Source organism: Citrobacter sp. FDAARGOS_156, from assembly GCF_001559235.2.
GTDB lineage: Bacteria > Pseudomonadota > Gammaproteobacteria > Enterobacterales > Enterobacteriaceae > Citrobacter > Citrobacter youngae.
The window spans coordinates 2,298,510-2,310,804 of record NZ_CP014030.2 but is presented as its reverse complement, the minus strand read 5'-3'; the positions used below and the strand labels follow the sequence as shown (position 1 = coordinate 2,310,804).

Sequence of the window (12,295 nt, the reverse complement as noted above, 5' to 3'; positions counted from 1 at the left end):
ATCAATACATAAGAGGTTCTTATATCTATGGATCAGACATGTTCTCTGGAGTCATTTCTTAACCATGTGCAAAAGCGCGACCCGAATCAGACCGAGTTCGCGCAAGCCGTTCGTGAGGTAATGACCACGCTGTGGCCCTTCCTCGAGCAAAACCCACGTTATCGTCAGATGTCATTGCTGGAACGTCTGGTTGAACCGGAGCGCGTGATCCAGTTCCGCGTAGTCTGGCTGGACGACCGCAATCAGGTGCAAGTCAACCGCGCATGGCGCGTGCAGTTTAGCTCTGCCATTGGCCCATACAAAGGCGGTATGCGTTTCCATCCTTCCGTGAACCTGTCGATCCTGAAATTCCTTGGCTTCGAGCAGACGTTTAAGAATGCCCTCACCACGCTACCAATGGGCGGGGGTAAAGGCGGGAGCGATTTCGATCCGAAAGGGAAAAGCGAAGGCGAAATCATGCGTTTCTGCCAGGCGCTGATGACCGAACTGTTCCGCCATTTAGGTCCCGATACCGACGTTCCGGCGGGCGATATCGGCGTGGGCGGCCGTGAAGTCGGCTTTATGGCCGGGATGATGAAAAAACTCTCCAACAACAGCGCCTGCGTCTTTACTGGTAAAGGTCTCTCTTTCGGCGGCAGCCTGATTCGCCCGGAAGCCACCGGCTACGGTCTGGTGTATTTCACCGAAGCGATGCTCAAACGCCATGGTCTGGGCTTTGAAGGCATGCGCGTAGCGGTTTCTGGCTCCGGTAACGTGGCGCAATTCGCCATTGAGAAAGCCATGGAGTTTGGCGCGCGGGTGGTTACCGCCTCCGATTCCAGCGGTACCGTAGTTGACGAAAGCGGATTTACCAAAGAAAAACTGGCGCGTCTGTGCGCAATCAAAGACAGCCGTGACGGTCGTGTAGCAGATTATGCCCGTGAGTTTGGCCTGACCTACCTGGAAGGCAAACAACCGTGGTCAGTTCCGGTCGATATCGCCCTGCCGTGTGCCACGCAGAACGAACTCGATGTGGAAGCCGCGCAAATGCTGATCGCCAACGGCGTCAAGGCCGTGGCTGAAGGCGCGAACATGCCGACCACCATCGAAGCCACCGACCTGTTCCTCGAAGCTGGCGTACTGTTTGCACCAGGTAAAGCCGCCAACGCCGGTGGCGTCGCCACATCCGGTCTGGAAATGGCGCAGAACGCCGCACGTCTGGGCTGGAAAGCGGAGAAAGTGGATGCGCGTCTGCACCACATCATGCTGGATATTCACCATGCCTGTGTTGAATACGGCGGCGAAAGCAAGCAGACCAACTACGTACGTGGCGCCAACATCGCGGGCTTCGTGAAGGTAGCCGACGCGATGCTGGGTCAGGGTGTGATTTAATATCTTCTCTGTAGACCATTAGGTCGGATAAGACACAGGTGCCGCATCCGGCTAAGCCTGATGCGCTCTGCTTGTCAGGCCTACAAACTTACAGGCCCGCCTCTTCAGATGGCGGGCTTTTTTTCGCCGGACGTTTACGCGGCGCGCTCTTTTTCTTATCACCACTACCGCCAGGTGCAGCAATTCCACGAAAGCGTCGTACCGGTGTGCTGCGCGCCTGATCGATAAGCTGATACAGCGTCCCCACCAGCGGCTGCATGAAATCCTGATAGCGACATTGCTTTTCACTGATTTGGGTCAGGACAGATTCCCAGTGCGCGGTCATATCCGGACGCGTCGCCATTTCAGGCAGTGAGTGAAATAGCGCTTTTCCGGCATCGGTGGAATGGATATAACGCCCTTTTTTCACCAGGAACCCGCGCTTAAACAGCAGTTCGATAATTCCGGCGCGCGTCGCTTCCGTACCTAAACCATCTGTTGCGCGCAGGATCTTTTTCAGTTCTTTATCCTGCACGAATCGCGCAATCCCGGTCATCGCTGACAGCAGCGTGGCATCGGTAAAGTGACGTGGTGGTTGAGTCTGACGTTCAACCACTTCGCCTTTTTCGCACAGCAGTTCGTCATCTTTTGCCACCACCGGCAGCGGCGTCCCGTCATTATCTTCGTCGCGCTCTTTATTGCCGAGCAGCGTGCGCCATCCGGCTTCCGCCAGAAAACGCGCTTTAGCGACAAACTTGCCTTTGGCAATATCCAGCTCAATAACGCACTTCCTGAATACCGCATCTGCGCAAAATTGCATCAGATACTGACGGGCAATCAGGTTGTAAATTTTCGCTTCGTTGTCATTCAGATTGATGGACGAACTGCGGGCGGTAGGAATGATGGCGTGGTGCGCATCCACTTTTTTGTCGTCCCAACAGCGATTTCGCGTATCGGGATTGACCGCCGGTTGCGGGAGCAGATCCGGTGCATGGACGCTAATCGCGTTCAACACCGCATGACGTCCGGCAAAGTGCTCTTCCGGCAGATAACGGCTATCCGAACGCGGATAGGTAATCAACTTATGGGTTTCATACAACTTCTGGCAGATATCCAGAACGTTTTGCGCACTTAAACCGAAGCGCTTCGCCGCTTCAATCTGCAACGCCGACAGCGAGAACGGCAACGGCGCGGATTCTGATTCCCGTTTATCGTTATAGCTGGTGACTATCGCCGGTTGACCGTTAATGCGGTTCACCACGTGTTCAGCCAGCGTGCGATTCAGCAAGCGCCCTTCTTCATCCTGATACGGCTCACACGCTTCGCTCGGCTGCCAGATAGCGGTAAACCGCTCATCGGCGGGCGTTACGATATGCGCTTTCACTTCGAAGAAGTCTTTGGCGACGAAGTTCTCAATCTCTTCATCACGACGCACAACCAGCCCGAGCACCGGCGTTTGTACTCGCCCGACCGAAAGTACGCCCTGATAGCCCGCGTTACGTCCAAGAATAGTGTAAGCGCGCGTCATATTGATACCGTACAACCAGTCCGCACGCGCACGCGCCAGCGCCGAGACGCACAGTGGAATAAACTCACTGTTGGCGCGCAGACGCTCAATAGCCCGCTCCACGGCCTGCGGGTTGAGGTCGTTAATCAGGCAACGTTGTACCTGTTGGCGCTTTTCAGGTGCCAGTTGCAGGTAATCCAGCACTTCATCCACCAGCAGTTGCCCTTCACGATCGGGGTCACCGGCGTGAATAACTTCGCTGGCCTCATGCAAAAAGCGCTTAATGACGTTAAGTTGTTTGGTCACCGAGGGGCGCGGTTGCAGTTGCCACTTTTCCGGGACAATCGGCAGATCGACCAAACTCCAGCGAGCATAACGACTGTCGTAGGCGTCTGGTTGCGCCTGCTCAAGCAAGTGACCAATACACCAGGTCACCACTTGTCCATTTCCGCATTCAATAAAGCCGTCACCTTTGCGATGCGGCTTGGGTAGCACATCGGCGATGGCGCGCGCCAGACTTGGTTTTTCGGCAATAAACAACCGCATCGGGTTAACGAATCTCAACCATGGCGCGACCGCCACGAGCTTCCACTAACTCACCAATGGCGGTGAGATCGATACCGAACTGCGCCGCTGCGGCTTTCACTTCGGCTTCAGCTTCCGGCGTTACCGCCAGCAGCAGACCGCCGGAGGTTTGCGGATCGCAGAGCAGATCGCGTACCGATTGCGGCATTTCACCCATCAGGTGTCCGTAGCTGGCAAAGTTACGTTGGGTACCGCCGGGTACTGCACCCTGCGCGATGTACTCTTCAACGCCGGGCAGCTTAGGAATAGCCTGGTAGACAATCTGCGCCTGAACGCCTGCGCCCTGACACATCTCACTCAGATGCCCCAGCAGACCAAAACCGGTAACGTCGGTCATGGCTTTCACGCCATCGATTTCGGCGAATGCCGCGCCGGCAATGTTCATCTGGCACATCACTTCCGTCGCCAGTCCTTTGTGTTCGTCCTTCAGCAGCGATTTTTTCTCTGCTGTCGTCAGAACGCCAATCCCCAGAGGCTTGGTCAGGAATAACTTACACCCTGCCTCTGCGGTGCTGTTTTTCTTCACGCGTTCGGTCGGCACAACGCCGGTTACCGCAAGGCCAAAGATAGGCTCAGGGGCGTCAATAGAGTGACCACCCGCCAGCGCGATACCCGCCTGACGGCAGGCAAAACGTCCACCTTCGGTGACTTCGCGGGCGATTTCCGGCGCCAGCTTATCCAGCGGCCAGCCCAGAATAGCAATTGCCATAATCGGTTTGCCGCCCATAGCGAATATATCGCTGATGGCGTTAGTCGCGGCGATGCGGCCAAAATCAAACGGATTATCGACAATCGGCATAAAGAAATCGGTGGTGCTGATAACGCTGGTGCCGTTCCCCAGATCGTATACCGCCGCGTCGTCGCGAGTTTCATTACCCACCAGTAAGTTCGGATCAACAAACTTCGCCTGCTCACTGTGCAGGATGGTTTCCAGTACTTTGGGGGAAATCTTACAACCGCAACCGGCTCCGTGGCTGTATTGCGTTAAACGAATAGCGTGCTCGCTCATGGACATCTCCTGTCATTGCAATCCGGATATGGTAGCGCTCATTCCATGATGTGGTAAGAGTGACTGTCTGAATTCGGGTCTCTTTGCTCATAATCCAGACAGTTTTGCCGTTGATATCAGAAATAACGGACGAATGCGCTCGGATCGGCAAGGTTAATTGTCGTGGAGGCTTTTAGCTGCGGCGTTCCCAAATAGAGGAAACCGACGATTTTATCTTGCGGGCGACAGTCGAATGCTTCACGAACGACCGCACTTTCGGTTAATGCACCACTGCGCCAGATACCGCCAAAGCCCTGGGCAATTGCGGCCATCTGCATAGCCATCACAGCACAACCGGCAGACATTTCTTGTTCCCACAGCGGAACCTTGTCGCTTTCTTCACATTTCGCCACCACGGTAATAATCAGCGGCGCGCGAAACGGTGCGCTGCGCGCTTTTTCCTGAGCTTTCTCATCGCTACCTGCGGCGATTGCGCCTTTTTCAAGCACGGCACTAAAGCGTTCGCGTCCTTCACCTTCAATCACAAAAAATTGCCACGGTTGTAGCGACTTGTGGTCTGGCGCACGCATACCGGCGCGCAGAATATTTTGCAGTTGCTCTCCGGCCGGGGCTGGTTCGACAAGACGAGAAGCGCTACGACGGGTGATAAGTAATTCGAGTGCATCCATTTGCTTAACTCCAACAATGATATTTGTTCACAAAATTAACACGTGGGCGGATTTTGTTACAGCACAGGCGGCGATTCCTGCTGACAAGTGCCTGCCGGGTCATTACGATAGCCTCATCTTAACGCCTTTCTCCGGAATTTCGGGTGGCGTGTTGTTAATCGGTAGGGAGAATACATGCGAACCCTGTGGCGATTTATTGCCGGATTTTTTAAATGGACATGGCGATTACTCAATTTCGTCCGTGAATTTGTGCTTAACCTGTTCTTCATCTTTTTGGTGCTGGTTGGCGTGGGTATCTGGATGCAGGTCAGTAGCAGCAGTACCAGCGAACATGCTGAGCGAGGCGCACTGTTGCTGGATATCTCGGGGGTGATTGTCGATAAGCCATCGAGCACCAGTCGCTTAAGCGTTATTGGTCGTCAACTGTTTGGCGCCAGTTCCGATCGCCTGCAGGAAAACTCCCTGTTCGATATCGTGAATACTATTCGCCAGGCAAAAGATGATCGCAACATCACCGGCATCGTGATGGATCTGAAAAATTTTGCCGGAGCTGACCAGCCGTCCATGCAGTATATTGGCAAAGCGCTACGTGAATTCCGCGACAGCGGTAAACCGGTCTTTGCCGTAGGCGATAACTTCAGCCAGGGGCAGTACTACCTCGCCAGTTTCGCCAATAAAATTTATCTTTCTCCACAGGGTTCCGTTGATCTGCACGGCTTTGCCACTAACGGTCTGTACTACAAATCCCTGCTCGACAAGCTGAAAGTTTCCACGCACGTGTTCCGCGTCGGTACCTATAAGTCTGCCGTAGAACCGTTTATCCGCGATGATATGTCTCCTGCCGCGCGTGAAGCCGACAGCCGCTGGATAGGCGAGCTGTGGCAGAACTATCTCGACACGGTCGCCGCCAACCGCCAAATCCCTGCGCAGCAGGTGTTCCCGGGCGCGCAGGCGATGCTTGACGGTTTGACGAAAGTCGATGGTGATACCGCGAAATATGCGCTCGACAACAAACTGGTGGATGCACTGGCCTCCAGCGCCGAAGTCGAAAAAATGCTGACCAAACAGTTTGGCTGGAGTAAAGCGGATAAAAACTACCGCTCTGTCAGCTACTACGATTACACGCTGAAAACCCCGGCAGATACCGGCGACAGCATTGGCGTTATCTTCGCCAATGGCGCGATTATGGACGGTGAAGAAACCCCTGGGAATGTGGGCGGCGACACCACTGCCGCACAGATCCGCGAAGCGCGTCTTGATCCGAAAGTGAAAGCCATTGTTCTGCGCGTTAACAGCCCTGGCGGCAGCGTCAGCGCCTCGGAAGTAATCCGTTCTGAGCTGGCAGCGGCAAAAGCGGCGGGCAAACCGGTTGTCGTTTCCATGGGTGGCATGGCGGCCTCTGGTGGGTACTGGATCTCTACGCCTGCCAGCTACATCGTGGCAAACCCCAGCACCCTGACCGGCTCCATCGGCATCTTTGGTGTTATCAACACGGTAGAAAACAGCCTGGATTCAATTGGCGTGCATACTGACGGTGTTGCAACGTCCCCACTGGCGGATATCTCCATCACCAAAGCGTTACCGCCGGAAGTGCAGCAAATGATGCAACTTAGCATCGAGAACGGCTACAAACGCTTTATCACGCTGGTTGCGGATGCGCGTAAGACAACGCCTGAGCAGATTGACAAAATCGCGCAGGGCCACGTCTGGACCGGACAGGATGCAAAAGCCAACGGTCTGGTAGACAGTCTGGGTGATTTTGATGACGCCGTGGCGAAAGCGGCTGAGCTGGCCAAACTGAAACAATGGCACATTGAGTATTATCAGGACGAACCGACATTCGTTGATATGGTGATGGACAGCATGTCAGGCTCCGTTCGTGCCATGCTGCCTGACGCCATTCAGGCTATGCTCCCACCACCGCTGGCCTCTGCGGCCAGTGCAGTAAAAGCCGAAAGCGATAAGCTGGCTGCATTCAACGATCCGCAAAACCGCTATGCGTTTTGCCTGACCTGCGCCAACGTTCGCTAACTATTGACCCCTCTTCGGGATGAAGAGGGGTTTTCTTTGAGACAGAAGAAAAGTCATGCAGAAAAAATCAATTTACGTTGCCTATACCGGCGGTACCATTGGTATGCAGCGCTCAGAACAGGGTTATATTCCCGTTTCCGGTCACCTGCAGCGCCAGCTGGCATTGATGCCAGAATTCCACCGTCCGGAGATGCCAGACTTCACCATCCACGAATACGCCCCGCTGATGGATTCCTCCGATATGACGCCGGAAGACTGGCAGCATATTGCGGAAGACATTAAAGCGCACTACGACGATTACGATGGTTTTGTCATTCTGCACGGCACCGATACCATGGCGTTTACGGCTTCGGCGCTCTCTTTTATGCTGGAGAATCTGGGCAAGCCGGTCATTGTGACAGGGTCACAAATCCCATTAGCAGAGCTACGTTCTGACGGACAAATCAATTTGCTGAATGCGTTGTACGTTGCCGCAAATTACCCGATCAATGAAGTTACCCTGTTTTTCAACAATCGATTATTTCGCGGCAACCGGACCACTAAAGCGCATGCTGATGGTTTTGACGCGTTTGCCTCCCCCAACCTTGCACCACTGCTGGAAGCCGGGATCCACATTCGTCGCCTGGGAACACCGCCCGCACCTCACGGCACAGGTGAGTTGATTGTGCATCCTATCACTCCGCAACCGATTGGCGTGGTCACCATTTATCCTGGAATCTCCGCTGACGTGGTGCGCAACTTCCTGCGACAACCGGTAAAAGCGCTAATTTTGCGTTCCTACGGCGTGGGTAATGCGCCGCAAAATAAAGAGTTTCTGCAAGAACTTGAAGATGCGAGCTCGCGTGGCATTGTGGTGGTGAACCTTACGCAGTGTATGTCCGGCAAGGTGAACATGGGGGGCTACGCGACAGGCAATGCGCTGGCGCATGCTGGCGTGATTGGCGGCGCGGATATGACCGTCGAAGCCACACTCACCAAACTGCACTATTTGCTGAGTCAGGGACTGGATACGCAGACGATCCGTGAAGCGATGACGCAAAATCTGCGTGGTGAGCTCACGCCTGACGATTAAAGGAGTCTATGCCCATGGCCCGAGCCTTACTGTTGGTCGATTTACAAAATGACTTTTGTGCCGGTGGTGCCCTCGCGGTCCCACAAGGTGACAGCACAATCGATATTGCCAACCGTCTGATTGACTGGTGTGCCGTACGCGGTGACATGGTCGTTGCCAGCCTGGACTGGCACCCTGCTCACCACGGCAGCTTTGCCAGCCAGCATCAGGTTGCCCCCTACAGCCAGGGACAACTCGATGGCCTGGCGCAAACCTTCTGGCCCGATCATTGCGTACAGCACAGTGAAGGAGCAAGCCTACATCCACTGCTGAAACAGCGGGCGATATCTCAAACCTTTACCAAGGGCGAGAACCCGCTGGTCGACAGTTACAGTGCGTTTTTTGATAACGGTCGTCGCCAGGCTACTGCACTGAATGCGTGGCTTCAGCAACATCATGTTACCGACCTCATCATTATGGGACTGGCAACTGATTATTGCGTCAAATTTACCGTTCTGGATGCGCTCGATTTGGGTTATACCGTCAGCGTTATTACCGATGGCTGCCGCGGCGTCAATATTCACCCCCAGGACAGTGCAAACGCCTTTATGGACATGGCGGCGGCGGGCGCAACGCTGTATACGTTGGACGACTGGCTGGAAACCCAGCGCTAATTGATGCCGACAGGATCTCCCCTGTCGGCACGTTATCTCAGGCCAGCGTTGAAATCTCTTCCAGCGAAACTTTGCGTGTTTCGATGCCAAAGCAAAAAAGAATCAAGGCGCACAGCACCAGCATTATGCCTAGCACGATAAAGACCGTAATCGAGCCGTAGCGTGTCAACAAGATAGCGACGCCATAGGGCGTAAATACTGCGACAATTCTTCCCACGGCATTCACAAAGCCCGATCCCCGCAATCTAAGGTGTGTGGGCCACAGTTCGGGGACATATACCGCAGAGGCAAAGCACACATACATATACAAAAAAAAGATCATCACCAACCCGTAGCTCAAAATAGCCCACTCTTCGGTTTGAATCGAATAGAAATAGCCGAGCAGCGCGATAATAATCAACAAGAATGAACCAAACAATCGTCGTGGAAAACGGTCGATAATCAGTGTGGCAATAAATATCCCAACGGGTGCGCCAATCATAATTATCGCGGTCATAAAAATAGATTTCGTCACATCGATTCCCGAATTAACAAAAATCGTCGGGATCCATACCGTAATGGTATAGAGCGAAATATTCATCGCAATAAGCACAGTGATTGCCACCAGCGTACAACGCAGCATCGGTCCTTTGAACAAGAGCCAAAATGAATCACTTTCCGTGCTTATATCCGCCGTCAGGCAATCGCTATGACAGGAAGGTAAAGTAATGTTTTTTTCTTTCTCAATTTGCAGTTCCACCTGTAGAAGATGTTTTTCAGCTTCGTTTCTCTGTCCTTTGCCAGCCAACCAACGAGGAGATTCAATATAGTACTTTCCCGACAGATACCATGCTAAGAGCATTGCCATGCCACCGAGTAAAAACATCATCCGCCAGCTTAGAAAGGCGATAATCACAACGCCAATTGCCGCCGACAGCATCGGCGACCAGTTGCCGACAAACGACAGGCGAGCAGACCACTTCCCACGCACCCCGGGCGGAATAAATTCAGTAAATGAGGCATAGCCCACCATAATTAGCGCTCCCATTCCGCTCCCCATCAGGAAGCGGAAAAAGATAAGCCAGTACATGTTAGGCACAAACGTTGCCGCACAGGCAGAGACCCCGACGATCAGCAAATTGAAGCGAAACGCCTTGCGTCGGCCAAGATAATCACCAATAAAGCCACCGGTTAGTGAGCCAATAAAATAGCCAAACATCAGAGCCGAGGTAAACACGGCGTTGAGGTAATTATTTGACCAACCGGTACTGACTAATTTTGCCAATACCACATTCCCGGAATAGCTGAGAAAACCGGTGACTAATAGACTAAAACTGATAATGCCGAAAATACGAAAATGAAATCGAGATAAAGGTAAGCGATCTAATCTTGCACCGATAGGGTCACATTGTTCCATCTGGATGCCTCAAATTAAGCTAAATAGAAAGTATGGCGATCGCGGCAGAATAAAATTCGCCGCGCCATCCATCATCATTAGGTTCTTATGGCATTGCCCAGGTGCAAACTAAAATAATATCGACACGCCCTACGTTAAAATTAATATACGAGTTGAATATTATTCTCTTTGCAAAATGCAATCCACTCTGCACCCGGTGCCTTATTGGTTATAAGGTAATTAATATGGCTAAAGTCCACGAGCTGGACGAACGCTTTACGATCGAACTTCGAATGATCAACTAACAGAGCTACTTCGGTCGCCTGGCGGATCATCGTCTTTTTGATTTCAGCTTCCGCTTCGTTAGAATCAAGCGCCCCGCTCTGCATATCCAGACCTTTGCAGCTCATCACCAGGATATCAACATGATAGCGGCTGATAATCTCCTTGGTGATCCTTCCCTGAAGCGACAGCGTATTTTTATTTAATTCACCGCCAGTAGAAACAACGTTAATCTCTGACTGTGCCAGCTCATGAAAAGCTTCGGCCGAGTTGGTCAGGAGCGTCAGATCGTTTCTTTCCTTCAACAGTTTTAATAATTCCATCGCGGTACTGCTGGAGTCGGCAGCCATGGTGGTCTTATTTTTAATAAACGGTAATGCATTACGGGCAATGATCTGCTTTTCTTCAAAAAAAGATTTTGCACGCTTATAAAAATGGATATTGTCGGACAACGCGGTGGTATTGAGCACTGCACCGCCATATGTTCGGGTCAAAAAACCTTCATCTTCCAGTTTTTCCAGATCGCGGCGAATCGTTTCTTCAGTCACCTGAAAGATCGAACTTAAATTAGATACCGCTACTTTCTTATCATTCGCCACCATTTGCTTAATGGCCTGAATCCTGTCTTTTGCCGCCACGATGACACCTCTGTTTCCTGCAAAGTAATAATAAGACCCAAGTATCTCACAGGCTATGTTTATTTTCAAAAGAACATGTCTGAATCACAGATTTTAATACTATTTTACACAGAAACAGAGGTAACTCCCATTTGGCTTATTTTGTATCCAACGCCTCAGCCATTCGCCTCATCAATGAAGAATCATCATCGGTTAGGGAAATCGTTAACGCCTGAACATTATCACTAACCTGTTCAGGCGCGGTTGCGCCGCTCAGCAAGGTGATTAAATTGCTTTGCTTCAAAATCCACGCCAGTGCCAACGCGGGGATTGTGCAGCGGTATTTTTCGCACAACGGCCGCCATTGCTCAAGCATGTCAATCACCCGTAGCATATTGTCCCGTTGGAACCAGACTTTGTTGGCCCGCGCGCCGCCCGGGACATAATCTCTGGCGATAGTACCGGTCAGCAGACCCTGCTCGAGCGGTGAATAGACCTGCACCACGATGCCATGCTGCTGGCATAACGGCAGCAGTTCAGCTTCCAGTGCCCGGTCAAGGATGCTGTACTTGGCCTGGATGATATCCAGCTCACCGTGTTTGAGATACTCCCTGATATGTTCCGCATCGACGTTCGCCGCACCGATAGAACGAATTTTCCCCTCTTTCTTGAGTGCGTTTAGTGCATCGACGGTTTCTGCAATCGGCGTAAAACAGGGTTCCACCGACTGCCAGTGGGTCATGTAGATATCAATGCTTTCAATACCCAGTCTTTGCAGGCTGGCATCCACCTCTTCGCGAATCGACTCGGGCGTGAGATTTTTATACAACTGCCGGTCGCCCACTTTGTTAAACAAACTTCCTGTTCGTTCCCAGACGATGCCGCATTTGGTTTCAACAACGATATCGTTACGCGGTAGCTTTTTCAGTGCCTGTCCGACAATCACTTCACTGTTGCCAAAGTTGTAGCCTGGCGCGGTATCAATCAGATTAATACCGCAGCGATGCGCCTCAACAATGGTATCAATACATACCTGCAGATCGAGATCGCCGTTCCACGCCGGACCGCCGCCAATCGCCCAGGTGCCTAATCCCATGCGGGAAAGCGTAATATCCGTACTGCCTAAAGGAATCATTTTCATCTGCC

Annotated in this window: 10 protein-coding genes; 4 read left to right on the top strand and 6 right to left on the bottom strand. The window is 52.4% G+C overall.

Translation table 11 applies throughout. The annotated features are described in order from the left end of the window. Window positions 1–27: 27 nt before the first annotated feature. Entirely contained in the window at window positions 28–1,371 is a 1,344-nt protein-coding gene (gene gdhA / locus AL515_RS11165) for an NADP-specific glutamate dehydrogenase (protein WP_040233659.1), read from the top strand. A gap of 88 nt (window positions 1,372–1,459) precedes the next feature. Here gdhA and topB read toward each other — a convergent pair whose 3' ends face one another. From topB to AL515_RS11150, 3 genes are all read right to left on the bottom strand, one after another. Next, entirely contained in the window at window positions 1,460–3,403 is a 1,944-nt protein-coding gene (topB, locus tag AL515_RS11160; protein WP_061067767.1) for a DNA topoisomerase III, read from the bottom strand. A 4-nt stretch (window positions 3,404–3,407) separates the two neighbouring features. Next, window positions 3,408–4,451: a selenide, water dikinase SelD gene (gene selD, locus AL515_RS11155; protein ID WP_048211905.1), complete on the bottom strand. Its 1,044-nt coding sequence runs from the start codon at window positions 4,449–4,451 to the stop codon at window positions 3,408–3,410. 116 nt (window positions 4,452–4,567) lie between these two features. Further along, window positions 4,568–5,119 (bottom strand): NAD(P)H nitroreductase, encoded by a 552-nt coding sequence (locus tag AL515_RS11150; RefSeq protein ID WP_061067766.1) that lies wholly within the window; start codon window positions 5,117–5,119, stop codon window positions 4,568–4,570. Between the two features lie 174 nt (window positions 5,120–5,293). On the opposite strand from AL515_RS11150, the gene sppA reads away from it, so the two are divergent. The 3 genes from sppA to pncA are packed head-to-tail and all read left to right on the top strand — an operon-like array spanning window position 5,294 to window position 8,875. Then, window positions 5,294–7,150, top strand: coding sequence for a signal peptide peptidase SppA (gene sppA, locus AL515_RS11145; protein WP_061067765.1), 1,857 nt, complete (start codon window positions 5,294–5,296; stop codon window positions 7,148–7,150). Window positions 7,151–7,205: 55 nt separating this feature from the next. After that, a complete protein-coding gene (ansA, locus tag AL515_RS11140) occupies window positions 7,206–8,222 on the top strand; it encodes an asparaginase (protein WP_105242168.1) in 1,017 nt (338 codons plus the stop codon). Window positions 8,223–8,236: 14 nt separating this feature from the next. Then, the gene (pncA, locus tag AL515_RS11135) at window positions 8,237–8,875 is read left to right on the top strand and encodes a bifunctional nicotinamidase/pyrazinamidase (protein WP_061067764.1); all 639 of its coding nucleotides are present in this window, start codon (window positions 8,237–8,239) and stop codon (window positions 8,873–8,875) included. Between the two features lie 37 nt (window positions 8,876–8,912). Here pncA and AL515_RS11130 read toward each other — a convergent pair whose 3' ends face one another. The 3 genes from AL515_RS11130 to ydjG form a co-directional block, all read right to left on the bottom strand. Beyond that, window positions 8,913–10,271: an MFS transporter gene (locus tag AL515_RS11130; RefSeq protein ID WP_048211910.1), complete on the bottom strand. Its 1,359-nt coding sequence runs from the start codon at window positions 10,269–10,271 to the stop codon at window positions 8,913–8,915. Between the two features lie 140 nt (window positions 10,272–10,411). Next, complete coding sequence (locus AL515_RS11125; protein ID WP_048211911.1) at window positions 10,412–11,170, bottom strand: DeoR/GlpR family DNA-binding transcription regulator; 759 nt, start codon at window positions 11,168–11,170, stop codon at window positions 10,412–10,414. A 136-nt stretch (window positions 11,171–11,306) separates the two neighbouring features. Continuing rightward, window positions 11,307–12,290, bottom strand: coding sequence for an NADH-dependent methylglyoxal reductase (gene ydjG / locus AL515_RS11115; protein WP_061067763.1), 984 nt, complete (start codon window positions 12,288–12,290; stop codon window positions 11,307–11,309). Window positions 12,291–12,295: the final 5 nt, after the last annotated feature.